Source organism: Desulfomicrobium aestuarii (assembly GCF_055385525.1).
Map to the genome: position 1 here is coordinate 192,338 of NZ_AP042427.1, position 15,517 is coordinate 207,854.

General features: G+C 65.4%; 14 protein-coding genes. 4 read left to right on the forward strand and 10 right to left on the reverse strand.

The features are described 5' to 3' along the window. Positions 1–9 precede the first annotated feature (9 nt). Both ACZ5AC_RS00900 and ACZ5AC_RS00905 read left to right on the forward strand, forming a co-directional pair. On the forward strand, positions 10–2,121 hold the full coding sequence (locus ACZ5AC_RS00900; protein ID WP_464249086.1) for an acetate--CoA ligase family protein: 2,112 nt from the start codon (positions 10–12) through the stop codon (positions 2,119–2,121). 37 nt (positions 2,122–2,158) lie between these two features. Further along, positions 2,159–3,220, forward strand: a complete 1,062-nt coding sequence (locus ACZ5AC_RS00905) for a phosphotransacetylase family protein (RefSeq protein WP_464249087.1) — start codon at positions 2,159–2,161, stop codon at positions 3,218–3,220. A 332-nt stretch (positions 3,221–3,552) separates the two neighbouring features. On the opposite strand, the gene cimA is transcribed toward ACZ5AC_RS00905, so the two are convergent. The 4 genes from cimA to lpxB form a co-directional block, all read right to left on the reverse strand. After that, a complete protein-coding gene (cimA, locus tag ACZ5AC_RS00910; protein ID WP_464249088.1) occupies positions 3,553–5,172 on the reverse strand; it encodes a citramalate synthase in 1,620 nt (539 codons plus the stop codon). Between the two features lie 295 nt (positions 5,173–5,467). Next, positions 5,468–5,734, reverse strand: coding sequence for a hypothetical protein (locus ACZ5AC_RS00915; protein ID WP_464249089.1), 267 nt, complete (start codon positions 5,732–5,734; stop codon positions 5,468–5,470). Positions 5,735–6,001: 267 nt separating this feature from the next. Beyond that, positions 6,002–7,405 carry a sigma-54 interaction domain-containing protein gene (locus ACZ5AC_RS00920; RefSeq protein ID WP_464249090.1) on the reverse strand — a complete coding sequence of 468 codons (1,404 nt, stop codon included), beginning with the start codon at positions 7,403–7,405 and terminating at the stop codon, positions 6,002–6,004. Next, positions 7,402–8,529, reverse strand: a complete 1,128-nt coding sequence (lpxB, locus tag ACZ5AC_RS00925) for a lipid-A-disaccharide synthase (RefSeq protein ID WP_464249091.1) — start codon at positions 8,527–8,529, stop codon at positions 7,402–7,404. Before lpxB ends, ACZ5AC_RS00920 begins: the two co-directional genes overlap by 4 nt. Before the next feature lie 82 nt (positions 8,530–8,611). Here lpxB and ACZ5AC_RS00930 point away from each other — a divergent pair, with 82 nt between their 5' ends. After that, positions 8,612–8,971, forward strand: coding sequence for a VanZ family protein (locus tag ACZ5AC_RS00930; RefSeq protein ID WP_464249092.1), 360 nt, complete (start codon positions 8,612–8,614; stop codon positions 8,969–8,971). Continuing rightward, entirely contained in the window at positions 8,968–9,918 is a 951-nt protein-coding gene (locus tag ACZ5AC_RS00935; protein ID WP_464249093.1) for a hypothetical protein, read from the forward strand. Before ACZ5AC_RS00930 ends, ACZ5AC_RS00935 begins: the two co-directional genes overlap by 4 nt. 251 nt (positions 9,919–10,169) lie before the next feature. Here ACZ5AC_RS00935 and pnp read toward each other — a convergent pair whose 3' ends face one another. The 6 genes from pnp to ACZ5AC_RS00965 all read right to left on the reverse strand — a co-directional run bounded on the left by pnp (position 10,170) and on the right by ACZ5AC_RS00965 (position 15,405). Continuing rightward, complete coding sequence (gene pnp, locus ACZ5AC_RS00940) at positions 10,170–12,398, reverse strand: polyribonucleotide nucleotidyltransferase (RefSeq protein ID WP_464249094.1); 2,229 nt, start codon at positions 12,396–12,398, stop codon at positions 10,170–10,172. Positions 12,399–12,576: 178 nt separating this feature from the next. Continuing rightward, positions 12,577–12,846 (reverse strand): 30S ribosomal protein S15, encoded by a 270-nt coding sequence (gene rpsO / locus ACZ5AC_RS00945; protein WP_464249095.1) that lies wholly within the window; start codon positions 12,844–12,846, stop codon positions 12,577–12,579. A 63-nt stretch (positions 12,847–12,909) separates the two neighbouring features. Beyond that, positions 12,910–13,833 (reverse strand): tRNA pseudouridine(55) synthase TruB, encoded by a 924-nt coding sequence (truB, locus tag ACZ5AC_RS00950; protein WP_464249096.1) that lies wholly within the window; start codon positions 13,831–13,833, stop codon positions 12,910–12,912. Then, positions 13,830–14,795, reverse strand: a complete 966-nt coding sequence (locus tag ACZ5AC_RS00955; protein WP_464249097.1) for a DHH family phosphoesterase — start codon at positions 14,793–14,795, stop codon at positions 13,830–13,832. The genes truB and ACZ5AC_RS00955 overlap by 4 nt, the downstream gene beginning before the upstream one ends. Beyond that, a complete protein-coding gene (gene rbfA, locus ACZ5AC_RS00960; protein WP_464249098.1) occupies positions 14,767–15,111 on the reverse strand; it encodes a 30S ribosome-binding factor RbfA in 345 nt (114 codons plus the stop codon). Before rbfA ends, ACZ5AC_RS00955 begins: the two co-directional genes overlap by 29 nt. Positions 15,112–15,117: 6 nt before the next feature. Next, positions 15,118–15,405, reverse strand: a complete 288-nt coding sequence (locus ACZ5AC_RS00965) for a DUF503 domain-containing protein (protein ID WP_464249099.1) — start codon at positions 15,403–15,405, stop codon at positions 15,118–15,120. Positions 15,406–15,517: the final 112 nt, after the last annotated feature.

Here is a 15,517-nt window from a genome sequence, read left to right on the forward strand (position 1 = left end):
AGGTTCTCCATGAGAGACGTTTATCTTCACGCCCTGTTTTCTCCCAAGGCCATCGCGGTCGTCGGCTCCCTCGACGGCGCGGGGGCTCCGGCCCGTGTGATCCTGGCCAATCTCGAAGGCTCCGGGTATCAGGGGAGGATCGTGCCCGTCAATTGGACCGGCGAGCGCCCGGCCGACGCATTGGAGTCCCTCGGGGACATCGATCTGGCCGTGGTCTGCCTGTCGCCCGAGGCCGTCCTCGACGCCCTGGAACGCATCGCCGACAAAGGCATCCGCACGGTCATCGTCACCTCGGCGGGGTTCCGCGAGATCGGCGGCAAGGGCTACTACCTCGAAGAGGCGGTCATCCAGCTGGCCGAGCGCCGGAACATGACGCTCCTGGGACCCAACTGCCTCGGCGTGGCCTCCTGGGCCGACCGCATGAACGCGTCCCTCATCTCCCGCCTGCCCGCCGAGGGCAACATCGCCTTCTTCTCGCCCTCTGGCTCCATGTGCAACGCCATCCTTGACTGGGCCGCCAGCGAGGAGATCGGGTTCTCCAAGTTCGCGAGCCTCGGCAACAGGGCCGTCATCGACGAGGCGTCCATGCTCCAGTTCCTGGCCGAGGACCCGCAGACCCATGTGGTCATCGGCTATCTCGAAGGCATGAACAACGGCCGCCGCTTCGCGCGAATCAGCCAGACCATCACCCGCGAGAAGCCCGTCATCATGCTTCAGGCGGGCATGACCGAGCACGGCCGCAAGGCAATTTCTTCCCATGTCGGCGCCCTGACCGGTTCCGAGCGCGCCTATCAGACGGCCCTCAAGCAGGCCGGCATCATCCAGGTCGACAACCTCTCGACCCTGTTCGACCTGGCGCGCATGTTCGGCACGCAGCCGCTGCCCAAGGGTGCGAGCCTGGCCATCGTGACCAACTCGGGCGGGGCGGGCATCCTGGCCGCCGACGGCATGGCCGGGACGAGCCTCAATCTTGCGCGTCTGGGACGGGAGACGTCCGAGCGGCTGGGGGAAATCCTGCCCAGCCACATGCAGGCCTCCAACCCCGTGGACATCGGCATGCAGGCCTTGCCCGAGCAGTACGCCCGCGCCGTGGAGCAGGTCGCCCGCGACCGTCAGGTGCACATGGTCCTGGTGGTCATCGCCCCGGGGCTTGGGGTGGACATGACGGCCATCGCGAAGGCCCTGGCCGACCTGCCGAAAACCCTGGACGCTTCCATGGCGGTCTGCCTGCTGGGCCAGGAGGGCGTGCTGGAGGCGAAGCGCTTCCTGCAGCGAAGCGGCCTGCCCTGCTATTCCAACCCCAAGGCGGCCCTGACCAGCCTCGAGGCCATGATCCGCTACGCGCAGTGGAAGACCACCGCCTACCCCGTCGAGGTCTGCTACCGCCGCGACAAGGCCAAGGCCGAGCGTTTTCTGGAAGAGTATCTGGAGATCGGCAAGACCGAGCTTTTCGGCTTCGAGGTGCAGCCGCTGCTGCAGGCCTACGAGCTGCAGTTCCCCCGGACCGAGTTGGCGCGCACCAGCCGCAGCGCGGCCAAGATCGCCAAGCGCCTGGCCTGCCCCGTGGCCCTCAAGATCGCTTCCCCCCACATCGAGTACAAGAGCGACGTGGGCGGCGTGGAACTCGGCCTGCAGACTCCGGAGGAGGTGCGGCAGGCTTTTCTGAGCCTCACGTCCAGGGTGCAGTGCCTGCGCAGCGAGGCCTTCATCTCGGGCTGCCTCGTGCAGGAGATGATTCTCGGCAAATTCACGGAGGTCTGCATCCGGGCCCGTCGGGACCCCAAGTTCGGCCCCCTGGTCCGCTTCGGGCTCTCGGGCAGCCAGGCCGAGATTTTCCAGGACTATTCCCTGCGACTGGCCCCTCTGTCCCTTGAGGACGCCGCGGGCATGATGCGCGAGCTCAAGGTCTTCTCGCTGCTCAAGCGCGAGCGGGGCCGGGACGCCCTGGACTTGCGGGCCCTGGAGGATGTACTGTTGACCATGTCGCAGATGACGCTTGATTTCCCCGAAATTTACGCTTTGGAATTCGACCCTGTCCTGGTGACCGCGCGGGGGGCGTGGATTGCCGGGGCGCGGATGTCCCTTTTGCCGCATGCCGAAGAGCGGGGGCGTGACCGATAACCGAGCCTCAATATCTCAGTCCTGATCAGGAGGGTGTATGGTAGGAATTTATGTTGGCGCGACGTCCGGCTATTCCGGAAAGAACATGATCGCCATGGGCATCGGGCTTAAGCTCCAGAAGGAGGGCTACCGGGTCGGTTACATGAAGCCCGTGGGCGCCCTGCCGCAGGAAAAGAACGGCGTTCTCGGCGATGCCGACGCGTTTTTCGTCCAGGACATCCTGGGCCTGGCCGAAAACCCGGCCCTGGTCACTCCCGTGGTCGTGGACCAGGATTTCAAGATGAAGGCCTTCACCGGCAAGTGCGACGATCTCATGCCGCGCATCAAGACCGCCTACGAGGAGCTTGGCAAGGACAAGGACGTCATGATCGTGGCCGGCTCGGGCAGCATGTACTCGGGCAAGTACTGCGGTCTGGACGGCGTCAGCGTGGTCAAGGCCTTAGGCATCAAGGCCATCGTCATCGACCGCTTCGTCAAGGAGCTGAACTACGACTACCTTCTGTCCATGAAGGAGCGTCTGGGCGACCAGCTCCTGGGCGTGCTCCTGAACGACATCCCGCCGTCCTTCAAGGAGGAGCTCGACACCCTCCTGCACCCATTCCTGGAGAGCAAGGGCATCAAGGTCCTGGGCAAGATCCCGAGCGACCCGCTCATGGGCGCCATCAAGGTCGCCGACCTGGCCGACCGCCTCGGCGGCCGCATCATCACGGCCCAGGACAAGTCCGAGCGCGTGGTCGAGAACTTCCTCATCGGCACCATGCAGGTCGAGAACTTCATGACGCATTTCCGCAAGAGCAAGAAGTCGGCGATCATCGTCGGCGGCGACCGCTCGGACGTGCAGCTGGTGGCCCTGGAAGGGCAGTGCCAGTGCCTGGTCCTGACGGGCAACCTCTACCCCAACGACATCATCATGACGCGGGCCGAGGTCCTCGAAGTGCCCATCGTCGTGGTCCGCGACGACACCTTCACCGTGGCCAAGAAGATGGAAGCCATCCTCTCCCGCCACAAGCTGCGCGACGTGATCAAGATCCAGCACGGCTCCCAGCTGGTCAGCTCCATCATCGACTTCCCGTTCATGAAGGACGCCCTGGGAATCTGAAGCCCCGGACCTCAGGCCGAAAGAAAAAGCCCCGCAAAAACGGGGCTTTTTTCTTTTCGGGAGAACGGCGAAGACATTCTTGCCGGGAGTCGCGTTCCGTCGCGGGTCGGGCAAGGTCTGCCGGAACTCCCTCGCGGGCCTCGTAATGCCTCCCGGCCTTGAGCTATGGGCGGAGGTCAGAGCGCTGCCCGCCACGCGGCCGGGAGGCAAACGATGCCAGGGCTCGGTCAGACAGCCGGCAGCCCTTGCCCGGCCCGCGACGGAACGCTTGCGGGTGTGCGTACGGTTGGGGAAGATCTGTACATGAGGTTCAGGGGCGGGTTGAGCCGCCCTCAGATCTCCCGGATGGCCTGGGTCAGCTTCTTCTGGTCGTCCTTGAAGAGCTTGTAGTTGATGGAATCCTCAAGCGCCTGGCGGCTGGCCTCGATGATGTTGTAGGACACGCCCACCGTGGTCCAGCGGCTCTTCTGGTCCCCGGATTCGATCAGCACCCGCACCACCGAGGCCGTGCCGCTGTGCCCCTCTTCCTTGTTCGCCACGGCCAGCACCCTGACCTTGAAGTCCAGCAGGCGCATTTCGCCCAGGTTCGGGTAGAAGCGCTCCAACCCCTTGCGCAGCGCGCAGTCCATGGCGTTGACCGGCCCCTTGCCCGTGGCCGCCGTGTGCTCGACCATGCCGCCCACGCGGAGCATGACCGTGGCCTCGGTGAAGGGCTCGACGCCCTCGGTGAAGACCGAGTCCAGGATGCGGAAGCTCATCAGCCGGAAATAGTTGCGCGCCCGGCCAAGCACTCGGTTGACCAGCAGCTCGTAGGAGGCTTCGGCGGCCGAGTACTCGTAGCCCCGGTCCTCGCGGTTCTTGAGCTCCGTCAGGAGTTCCAGGACGAAGGGGTCGCCCTTGTCCAGTTCGAAGCCGTACTGCTTGGCCTTGAAGAGGATGTTGGACTGGCCGGCCAAGTCCGAGAGGATGATGCGCTGCTTGTTGCCGACCAGCTCGGGCTCGATGTGTTCGTAGGTGCGTGGGTTGCGGCGCACGGCGGCGACGTGCACCCCGCCCTTGTGCGTGAAGGCCGACTGGCCCGTGTAGGGCTGGCGCTTGAAGCAGCGCAGGTTGGCCACTTCGGCCACGAAGGCCGAGGTCTCGGTCAGGCGCTCCAGATGCCCGGCGGGCAGGCAGGACAGTCCCATCTTCAGTTCAAGGTTGGGGATGATGGAGCAAAGGTTGGCGTTGCCGCAGCGCTCGCCGTAGCCGTTGATGGTGCCCTGGACCTGGACCGCGCCGTGGCGCACCGCCGCCAGGGAGTTCGCCACGGCCAGCTCGCAGTCGTTGTGCACGTGGATGCCCAGGCGCACCTGGGGCAGCCGCTCCCGTACGGTGTCCATGATGGACGCGATTTCCTCCGGGAGGCTGCCGCCGTTGGTGTCGCACAGGACCAGGAGCTCCGCGCCGGCTTCCCAGGCGGTGCGCAGACACGTCAGGGCGTATTCAGGGTTGGTCTTGAAGCCGTCGAAGAAGTGCTCGGCGTCGTAGAACAGTTCCTGGGCATTGGGCCGCAGGAAGGCCAGGGAGTCGCGGATGAGCTCCAGGTTGCGCTCCAGGGTGATCTTCAGGGCGTCAGTGACGTGGATGTCCCAGGTCTTGCCGAAGATGGTCAGGACCGGCGCGCCCGACTCCACCAAAGCCAGCAGGTTCTGGTCGTTTTCGGCCGCGACCTTGGCGGCGTGCGTGGAGCCGAAGGCGGCCAGCTTGGCCGTGTTCAGCTCGTACTGGCGCATCTCGGCGAAGAAGCGCTTGTCCTTGGGGTTGGACCCGGGCCATCCGCCTTCGATGTAGGCGATGCCGAGCTGGTCGAGCCTGGTGGCGATGCGCAGCTTGTCCTCGGTGGACAGGTTCAACTCCTCGGACTGCGTGCCGTCGCGCAGGGTGGTGTCGTAGATCTGGATGGTGTTCATGGTTCTCCCGGGATTATCCCCGGCTTCGCGCGCCCTGTGCGGGCGGCGTGTCGGGCGACAGGTTGAGTTCCCCTCGAAAGCGAAAAAGCCCCCGGACCTTGCGGTCGGGGGGCTTTGCTTGCGCGGACGTCCGTGTAGTGCAGGCGCGTCACTCCCCCGACCGTGACCGGATGATCACGGAAATCAGAATAATAATGGAAATGGGGGTGGAAACGGTTTTCATATGCTGCGCCTTTCTGCGTTGATGAACAATGGAGAATCGATTGTCAAGCCCGATCTTGCCGCGGGGCGGGGATCACTGGGCGATCTTGATCTCCAGGGCGTCGATGAACTCGATGCCGTTGTCCCGCCCCTCGTCGCCCAGGACGATGGCCTTGCGGCCGTCGAGACCCGAAGCGTCGATGCCGCGCACGATATAGCTCGATGCCTCGGTCACCAGAATGGTGCCGGTGCTGGTTTCTTCCAGGATGCCGTGTACTTCGACGGTGTCGCCGGCCAGGCCGGCGGCGGGGGCGGCCAGCAGGATGGCGCCGGCCAGGGCTGTGCATGCGCACATCTTCATCATTCTTCCTTCCACTCTCATCTTCTCCTCGGAAATGTTCGGCCCGCATGTGCGCCCCTTGACCCGAAGGGGTCCGGCGCAGAAGGGCGCGCGTGCGTTAGCACAAAATATGCCCCAAATACAACATGTTGAAATTACAGTATTCATAGGGGCTGACGCGGCATCGATGCAGAATCGGCGATTCTTTTTTTGCGCACAGGCATCGCAAGAGCGCAGAAGATGGCCTCGCCGGGAAAGAACTGCGGGTTCCTTTTTAAGAAATAGGAATCAATGGTTCCGTTTTTGTCTGGGCCGAAAGGACTTCTTGTCGAGACGGTGCCTGGTCATGAGCTTGTGCAGCTGGCGGGTGGTGATGCCGGCCGTGTCCGCGCTCTTCTTGATGCTGCCGTTGCAGGACTGCAGCAGGGCCCATAGGTAGCGGCGTTCGAATTCCTCGATGGCCGCGGCCCGGGCGGCGTGCAGCGGCATGAGGGCGTCGGAGCGGGTCGGCGAGTCGGCCTGGGTTTCCGGACGAAGGGTCAGCAGCTCCAGGGGCAGGCTCTCGGCCTGGATCTGGTCCGTCTCCTCCAGGATGCAGGCCCGCTCGACGATGTTTTCCAGTTCACGCACGTTGCCCGGCCAGGAGTATTCCTGCAGGGCCCTGGCGGCGCGCGGGGCGACGGAAGTGATGTTGCGGCCCGCGTCGCGTCGGAAATTGGCGATGAACTGTTCGGCCAGGGGCAGGATGTCCTCGACGCGCCGGCGCAGGGGGGGGACTTCGATGGGAAACACGTTCAGCCGGTAGAAGAGGTCCCAGCGGAACTTGCCCTGCTCGCACAGCACGGCAGGGTCTTCGTTGGTGGCCGCGAGGATGCGCACGTCGCAGGGGATGAGTTTTTCCCCGCCGACCCGCTCGAAGGCCTTTTCCTGCAGGATGTGCAGGAGCTTGATCTGGGCCGAGGGGGTAATGGTGCCGATCTCGTCCAGGAAGATGGTGCCGCCGTCGGCGAGCTCGAACTTGCCCTTGCGGGTGCGGGCGGCGCCGGTGAAGGCGCCTTTTTCGTGGCCGAAGAGTTCGCTCTCGATGAGGGATTCGGGCAGCGCGCCGCAGTGCACGCTGATGAACTGGCGGTTGCAGCGCGAACTGAGCTGGTGGATGAGCTTTGCCAGATAGCTCTTGCCCGTGCCCGTCTCGCCCGTCAGCAGGACCGTGGTGCGGGTGGGCGCGACCATCTGTACCTTGCGGTAGACGTCGCGCATGGCTTGGGAGCGGGTCATGGACGTGAAGTCCAGAGACTGCGGGGTCTGGCAGCGCAGGCCGGCCGCTCCGTTCATCTCCAGCCAGACGCGGCTCAGGGCCAGATGGATGGCGCGCGCCTCGTGAGGCGGCAGCAGGGGTTCGGCGTGGCACTGGCGCAGCACGCCCGTCTCCGGCAGCATGGCCGCATCCTTGATGAGGAAGAGGATGCGGCAGGCCGGGGCCCTGCCGGAGAATCGTTCCAGGGTTTCCTGGACGGTCTCCGCGTCGGCGAGGTCGCGCAGGTCCATGACGATGATCTCCTGGCCGGGATGGTCGGGCAGGCTCTCGGGTGGCATGGTCTTGACCGTGGCGGCGACCTCGTCGCCGGCCGCGGCAAGGAGTATTTCGCGCATGTCGCGGTGGGCGCTGTAGATGGTCAGCGGGTGCGTCATGACGGCCTCCGCATGGTGTTCAGGACGATTTCCGCGGCCCGGCCGGCGGCTCCGCCGTTGCCGAGCAGGGCGGGGAGGCTCGCGAGCTGCGCGAGGATGCGGCCGCGTTCCGGGGAGTCGGGAATCCAACGACTCACGGCATCGGCCAGGGCCGCGGGCTCGGCCCCGCGCTGCAGGAATTCGGGGAAGACCGGAGCGTCCAGGATGAGGTTGGGCAGGGACATGTACGGCGCCTTCACCAGGAGCCTGCCCAGGAGATAGGTCAACCGGGAGAAGGTGTAGGCCACGGCCGTGGGCGTTTCGAGCAGGGCTGTCTCCAGGGTGGCCGTGCCCGAGGCGGCCATGATGGCCCGGCAGGAGCGCATGAGCTCGTAGCGGCCGGAGCTGTCGACCAGGGTCACGGGCAGCTCCGAGCGCCAGTTGTCCGTGATGAGGGCGCGGTCCATGCCCGGGGCGACGGGCAGCACGAATTCCAGGTCCGGGAAGCGGCCGGCCAGGAGGTCGGCCGCTCGGGAAAAGATGGGCAGCAACCCGGTGATCTCGCGCCTGCGGCTGCCCGGCAGGATGCCGATGCGCCGTGGCGCCTGGGGCGTGCTCAGGATGGCGGCCGTGCGGATGGAGTCCAGCAAGGGGTGGCCGACGTAATCGACGGTCATGCCGTGGCGGGCGTAGAAGTCGATCTCGAAGGGCAGTATGCAGACGAGGCGGTCCACATGGCGGCGCAGGAAATCCGCGCGTCCCTCGCGCCAGGCCCAGAGCTTGGGGCTGATGTAGTAGACCACGGGGATGCCCAGGCTCTTGGCGATTTTGACCACGCGGAAATGAAAGTCCGGGGCGTCGATGACCACGATGACGTCCGGCCGCAGGGCCTCCATCCGCTCCCTGATGGTGCGCAGGAGGCCCAGGATGCGGGGCAGCTGGGCCAGGACCTCGGTGAAGCCCATGACCGAGAGTGACTCGGTCGCAAGCAGCGGTTCGACGCCTTCATCGCGCATGGCCGGACCCGCCATGCCCACGAACCGTGCGTCGGGACGCATGTCGCGCAGGGCGCGGACCAGGAGTTGGCCGTGCAGGTCGCCGGAAGTCTCCCCGGCGTTGATCCAGATGGTGGGCGAGTTCGTCATGGGGTGCAAATAGTCCCTTGCCGCCGAAATAACAAGAAGTCTAACCCCTTGCCCCGCCAGGATGTTTGGCATAGGTGGGGTCATGCGAAATCCTGCGTTCCCCTTGTTCCGGAAGGCTTTCTGGGTCGCGTACGTGTTGGCCCTGATCGTTTCTTCCCTCATGCCCGTCGCGTTTCCCGAGGCCCCCGAAGGCAGCGACAAGGCCCTGCATCTGTTGGCCTACTGCCTGCTCGTGGTGTTCTGGCCCCCGGACTGGTTCCGGCCCGCGGCGGTCATGTTCGGTTTCGCGGCGGGGCTTGGGGTGGCCCTGGAGATCGCCCAGGGCGTCCTGCCCACGGGTCGCCTGCTCGACCCTTGGGACGCCCTGGCCAACTGCCTGGGCGCGGGCCTCGGCCTGGCCTGTCTCCTGGCGTGGCGGAAAATGGGGAGGGGTGCGGCGTGAGCGCGGCGGAACTGTGGCAGCAGATATTGTGGCCCCTGTGCAAGCTGGTGGGCCTGGTGTCCGTTGGCCTTTTCATCGGCAACCTCATCGAGGCCCTGCACTGGACGCGCTTCGTGGCCCGTCTGGCCATGCCCCTGGCCCGCGTCGGGCGGCTGTGTGAGATTTCGGCCGCCAGCTTCTCCGTGGCCTTCGTCTCGGGCATCACGGCCAACACCATGCTGGCCGAAGCCTACGACCAGGGCAAGCTGACGCGCAGGGAGCTCATTCTCTCCAACCTGTTCAACAGCGTGCCGACATATTTCCTGCACCTGCCAAGCATGGTCTTCATCACCGCGCCCATCCTCAAGTCCGCGGCCCTGGTCTACCTGGGCATCACCGTGGGTTCGGCCGTACTGCGCTCGGCCTGCATCCTGCTCGTTGGACGCTTTGTGTTGTCGGGCCTGGACCGCTGCCATGCCGCCGAACTGCCGGCCGAGGAACGCATTGGCTGGCGACAGGTCCTGGACAAGACCTGGAAGCGTTTCCGGAGGCGCATCAAAAAGATCGTCATGATCACCGTGCCCATCTACATCGGCGTGCATTTCGCCCACGAGTTCGGCTTCTTCGCCGCGGCCGAGGGCTTCCTGGCCACGCACATGGGCTGGCTGTCCTGGCTGCATCCTCAGGCCGTAGGCATCATAGTCTTCCAGCTGGCGGCCGAGTTCTCGGCGGGCATGGCCGCCGCCGGGGCGCTCCTGGACTCCGGCTCCATGGCCGAGCGCGACGTGGTCATGGCGCTCATCGTCGGCAACGTGCTGTCCTCGCCCATGCGCGCCTTCCGTCACCAGTTCCCCTACTACGCCGGCATCTACAAGCCCGTCCTGGCCCTGGAACTCATCGTCTGCAGCCAGGGCTTCCGCGTGGCCAGCCTCGTGGTTTGCGGGGCCGTGTACTACTGGCTGAGCTGAGCGGGCCGCCGACGGCGGGTGAAAGACATGGATCCCCGCCTTCGCGGGGATGACGTTCATTCATTGCGGCAGTCCCGAGCTTTTTCAACCTGCCGGAAGTAGTAAACCTCCACGCCAAGCCTAGCGTCATCCCCGCGAAGGCGGGGATCCATTCCCACGCACGCCGTCTAGTCGCCTGCTTGACCCACTCGGAACAGAAGACCAAAAAAAACCCGGAGTTACCCGGGTTTTTTCAGTATATTCGCTCTCGCTTAGCGGCGCGGTCCGCGACGGTCGCCGCCGCGGTCTCCGCCCCTGCGTTCGCCGCCGCGGTCACCCCCGCGGGGACGGTCGCCGCGCGGGCGTTCGGAGCGGGGCTGAACCGGCTCGGGCTCCTCGCCCAGCTCTTCCAGGATGATGGCCTTGCGGCTGAGCTTGATGCGGCCGGAAGGTTCGATGTCGATGACGCGGACGCGGATGGCGTCGCCTTCCTGGCACACGTCCGTGACCACGTTGACCCGGTCGCGGGCCAGCTGGGAGATGTGGCACAGGCCTTCGAGGCCGGGCAGGATCTCGATGAAGGCGCCGAAGTCCATGATCTTCTTGACGATGCCGTCGTAGTCCTTGCCCAGCTCGGCCTTCTGGTCATAGTAGAGGACCATTTCGCGGGCCTTGGCCAGGGCGGCGGTGTCCGGGGCGAAGATGGAGATCTTGCCGGAGTCGTCGATGTCGATGTCGGCCTGGGTGGCTTCGCAGATGGCCTTGATGTTCTTGCCGCCGGGTCCGATGACTTCGCGGATCTTTTCGGGCGAGATGTGCACGATTTCCATCTGGGGCGCGTACTTGGACAGCTCGGGACGCGGGGAGGCGATGACCGCCTCCATCTGGTCGAGGATGTGCACGCGGGCGTCCTTGGCCTGGTGCAGGGCCTTCTGCATGACCTCGGCCGGGATGCCGGCGATCTTGATGTCCATCTGGATGGAGGTCACGCCGTCGCGCGATCCCGCGACCTTGAAGTCCATGTCGCCCAGGTGGTCCTCGTCGCCGAGAATGTCCGTCAGCACGAGGTACTCGTCACCTTCCTTGATCAGGCCCATGGCGATGCCGGCGATGGGCGTCTTGATGGGCACGCCCGCGTCCATGAGGGCCAGGGTGCCGCCGCAGACCGAGGCCATGGAGGACGAACCGTTGGACTCCATGATGTCGGACACGACGCGGATGGTGAACGGGAAGCCGTCCGGGGCGGGCAGCACCGGGGCCAGGGCGCGCTCGGACAGGGCGCCGTGGCCGACCTCGCGGCGGGACGGGGCGCGCAGCATGCGGGCCTCGCCGACGCTGTACGGCGGGAAATTGTAGTGCATGAGGAAACGCTTGGAGATTTCGCCGGCCAGGGTCTCGACGCGCTGCTCGTCGCGGGTGCTGCCCAGGGTGCAGGTGCACAGGGACTTGGTCTCGCCGCGGGTGAAGATGGCCGAACCGTGGGTACGGGGCAGGAAGCCCACTTCCATGGTCAGGGGGCGGACCGTGGTCAGGTCGCGGCCGTCGATGCGGGTCTTGTCGGTCATGATGCGCTGGCGCACGAGCTTCTTCTCGAGCTTCTCCAGGATCTCGCCGACGTTGCGCACGCGCTCGGGCGTTTCGGCGAAGCGGGCCACGAGCGCTTCCATGAGCTCCTGGCGGACCTTCTTCTTGGCGTCGCGGCGGTCCATCTTGCCGGGCACGGCCAGGGCCGCGGTCAGGGGGGCGGAGGCCAGTTCGGCCACGGCGGCGATGAGTTCCTCATCCTCCTGCGGGGGGACGACGGTGAACTTCTGCTTGCCGAGGATGCTGCGCAACTCCTCCTGGGCGTCCAGGAAGGGGGCGAGCTGGGCGTGGCCCCAGGCCACGGCCTCGGCCATGATGTCCTCGGACAGGAACTGGGCCCCGCCCTCGACCATGACCACGGCGTCGCGGGTGCCGGCCAGGACCATGTTCAGCTGGCTGGTGGCCAGTTCGGAGGCAGTGGGGTTCAGCAGGAACTGCCCGTCGCGGTAGCCGATGCGGATGGCCGCGATGGGGCCGGCGAAGGGGATGTCGGAGATGTGCAGGGCCGTGGACGCGCCGATCATGGCCAGAACATCGGCGTAGCGCTCCTTGTCCGAGGAGACGACCGTGGCGATGACCTGGATCTCGTTGGTGCAGCCCTTGGGAAAGAGCGGACGGATGGGCCGGTCGATGAGCCGGGAGGTCAGGGTCTCGTGGTCGCTCGGGCGGCCCACTTCGCGGCGGAAGTAGTTGCCCGGCACGCGGCCGGCCGCGTAGAGCATTTCCTGATAGTTGCAGGTCAGGGGCAGGAAGTCCACGACCCGGTCCAGGGCCTGGTGGGTGGCCGTGACCAGAACGACTGTGTCGCCCCACTGCACGGTGACGGAGCCGCTGGCCTGCAGGGCCAGTTTGCCGTGTTCGATGATGATTTCGCTGTCGCCCATGGGGATGGCGCGACGGGTGGTCTGAAATGCCATGGTGTGCCTCATGCTGGTTGGGCGCTCCAGCGGGGCAGCTGCGGCGGGTTTGGTGTTTAGGGCGTGTCCCGAAAGGAGTCGGGCCATGCACTAAACACAAAACCGCTGGCGTGAGGGTGCTGCCGGGAGCGCGGTTGATGAAAGGGGCAGGCGGGGCCGTGGGGCCCCGCCTTGGTGTCTACTTGCGCAGACCGAGTTTCGCGATCAGATCGCGGTAGCGCTGAATATCGGTTTTCTTCAGGTAGTTCAGCAGCTGACGGCGCTTGCCGACGAGCTTGAGCAACCCGGTCCGAGAATGGAAATCCTTCTGGTGACCCTTGAAGTGGTCCGTCAGGTAGTTCACACGGGCCGTCAGCAGAGCGACCTGCACTTCTGCGGAGCCTGTGTCGGTTTCGGTTTTTCCGTATTCCTTGACGATTTCAGCCTTCTGCTCAGCGGTTAAGACCACAGCAATATCCTCCGGTTTTCATGTTTCTTCCGCTTTTCCATTATCCACGTGCGAACCGAAGCCTTACGCTTGCCAGAGACCGCGCATGATCGCCCAGGACAGAACCTGGCCCTTGGGCTGCGCTTCCGCCAGAGCCAGAGGCTCGCGGGACGGGGAGAGCAGCAGGGCCCGGTCCCCTTCCTGGGCCGGGTACTCCGGAAACAGGGTCGTCGGCAGCCATGCCCCGTTGCGCACCAGCTGGGCCTGCTCGGTGTTGAGCAGCAGCTTGGGCCAGTGGGGCAGGGCCTGGACCATGGGCAGGACCAGCTCTGCGAGCCGGTTGCCGCTTTCCAGGACCGTTTCCAGGTCGTGGGCCTGGGCGAGGGTGAACGGATGGCTCGCCTCACGCTCCAGTTCGCTGAGGACCGCTCCGCACCCAAGTCGCTTCCCCAGGCTGTGGGCCAGGGAGCGGATGTAGGTGCCCGCGGAGCAGGTCACTCGAAAAGTGACGCTGGGCAGATCCATGGACAGGATCTCCACGTCGAAAATTGTCACGTCCTTCACCTTGACCGGGACTTCCTTCCCGGCCCGGTGCAGGGCGTACAGGGGCTTGCCCTGATGCTTGGCCGCCGAGACGGGCGGCACTTCCTGGCTCATGGTCCCAAGCCAGCCCATGATGTCGGCCCTGACCGCCTCCGGGTCCAGGTGATCCCAGGGGCTTTCGGCCATGATCTCGCCCTGCACGTCGTAGGTGTCCGTGGTGCGGCCCAGGACGAGGGTACCGCGGTAGGTCTTGCGGTCCTCGCTCAGGTAGTTCGCGAGCTTGGTGCCCTGGCCCAGAAGCACCACCAAGACGCCCGTGGCCATGGGGTCCAGGGTGCCGGCGTGGCCGATCTTCTTCTGGCCGAGGCTGCGCTTGATCCGATTCAGGCAATCCGTGGAGGTCGGACCTCCCGGTTTATGCAAAACCAGGACCCCGTCAAGTTGTTTCAGGGCAGTGGAGTTCACGCGCGGTCCAACTCCTCGGTCACGGCCCTGATCAGGGTCCCCTTGGCCTCGTCCATGGGCACCTCCAGGGTGCCGCCGGCGGCGTTGCGGTGACCGCCGCCGCCGAAGCGTGCGGCCACGGCCTGCACGTTGACGCTGCCCTTGGAGCGCAGTGAAAATTTGATGCCCCTGTCCTCCTCGCGCAGGCTGACGGCCACCTGCACGCCGCGCACGTAGAGGACGGTGTTGACCAGCCCTTCCGTGTCCTCGGGGCCGGTGCCCGTGCGCTCGAAGAGCTCGCGGGTGAAGGCGATGAGGGTCACGCGGCCGCCCGCATGCAGGCTGGCCTGCCGCAGCACCTCGCCGCGCATCTGCAGCTGGTTCAGGGTGCCGGTGGATTGCTTCTGCTCATGGAAGGGGCCGGGAAGCAGGCCCAGGCGCAGGATTTCGGCGGCCATTTCCAGGGTCTCGGGGCGGGTGTTGTTGAAGCAGAAGTCGCCCGTGTCGGAGATGAGGGCCAGGTAGACGTATTCGCCAAGCAACCCCACCATGGGCACGCCGAGCTTGCGCGACAGGATGCCGACCATTTCGCCCACGGACGAGGAGCGTTCCTCGATCCAGTTCATGGTCCCGAACTTCGGGTTGCCCAGGTGGTGGTCGATGTTGATGACGGTCTTGGACGCGAGCCACGGGCGGATGACCTCGCCGGTGCGCTCGGCGCTGCCGCAGTCCAGCACGATGATGGTGTCCGGCTCGTTTTCGGGCAGGGTCGTCAGAATCTCGCGCTTGGGGGCCAGCCAGGAGAAGCGACTGGGGATGCCGGACTCGTTGAAGAGGGTCACGCGCTTGCCCAGGGCTGCCAGCAGCTCGCCCATGGCCAGCATGGAGCCCAGGGCGTCGCCGTCGGGGGATACGTGTGAGAGGACCAGGAAGTTGTCGGTCTCCCGGATATGCTCAACGATCGGCTTCAGGTGGGGCGTCATAGACCATGTCCTCGAGAAAGGTGTCCCACTGGAAGCGCAGGTCGGGGATGCCCCGCAGCTTGAGCTCCTTGCCCAGGCGCGTGCGCAGGAAACCCTTGGCGCGGGTCAGGGCCTTGGTGATCTCGGGTTCGGCCGAGCGTCCCCTGATGTGGGTGTAGAGGACCTCGGCGATGCTGAAGTCCCGGTTGAGGCGCACCCCGGTGATGGTCACGAGCTGCAGGGTCGGGTCCTCGACCTCCTGAACCAGGAGGGAAGCCAGGACCTGCATGATCTGGTCGCCCATCTGCACGGCGCGGCGCGAATTGCTTCTTTGCATAGAAAATCAGGCTCCAAATACGTCCATGTCGGCATGGACCAGTTCGTCGGAGGTCGAGGCTTCGACCATGGCCAGGACCTTGGACAGCAGGCTGTGCACGTACGCGGACTCATTGGCCACGGTCACGACACCCAGAACCAGCGTCTGGTGCGAATCCTGAGCCTCGGTCTCGGCCACCGCCACGTTGAAGGTGTTGCGCAGCTTCTGCTTCAGACTGTTGGCGCTTTTCCGCTTTTCCTTCAAGGAAAAAACGCCGTGCAGACGGAATTCCAGGCGCAGGGTGCCGATGATCATGGCCGTGAACCGCTCGCGTGTCCGAATGTACCGTAAAAAATGAAAGGCATGGATCCCCGCCTTCGCGGGGATGACACGGAACTGACGCGATCGCCCTGTGCGTCATTCCCGC

Bases quoted from the DNA above. Each gene is read 5' to 3' on its own strand.
- ACZ5AC_RS00900 (WP_464249086.1), top strand. From the start codon at position 10: ATGAGAGACGTTTATCTTCACGCCCTGTTTTCTCCCAAGGCCATCGCG.
- ACZ5AC_RS00905 (WP_464249087.1), top strand. From the start codon at position 2,159: ATGGTAGGAATTTATGTTGGCGCGACGTCCGGCTATTCCGGAAAGAAC.
- cimA (WP_464249088.1), bottom strand. From the start codon at position 5,172: ATGAACACCATCCAGATCTACGACACCACCCTGCGCGACGGCACGCAG.
- ACZ5AC_RS00915 (WP_464249089.1), bottom strand. From the start codon at position 5,734: ATGAAGATGTGCGCATGCACAGCCCTGGCCGGCGCCATCCTGCTGGCC.
- ACZ5AC_RS00920 (WP_464249090.1), bottom strand. From the start codon at position 7,405: ATGACGCACCCGCTGACCATCTACAGCGCCCACCGCGACATGCGCGAA.
- lpxB (WP_464249091.1), bottom strand. From the start codon at position 8,529: ATGACGAACTCGCCCACCATCTGGATCAACGCCGGGGAGACTTCCGGC.
- ACZ5AC_RS00930 (WP_464249092.1), top strand. From the start codon at position 8,612: ATGCGAAATCCTGCGTTCCCCTTGTTCCGGAAGGCTTTCTGGGTCGCG.
- pnp (WP_464249094.1), bottom strand. From the start codon at position 12,398: ATGGCATTTCAGACCACCCGTCGCGCCATCCCCATGGGCGACAGCGAA.
- ACZ5AC_RS00955 (WP_464249097.1), bottom strand. From the start codon at position 14,795: ATGACGCCCCACCTGAAGCCGATCGTTGAGCATATCCGGGAGACCGAC.
- rbfA (WP_464249098.1), bottom strand. From the start codon at position 15,111: ATGCAAAGAAGCAATTCGCGCCGCGCCGTGCAGATGGGCGACCAGATC.
- ACZ5AC_RS00965 (WP_464249099.1), bottom strand. From the start codon at position 15,405: ATGATCATCGGCACCCTGCGCCTGGAATTCCGTCTGCACGGCGTTTTT.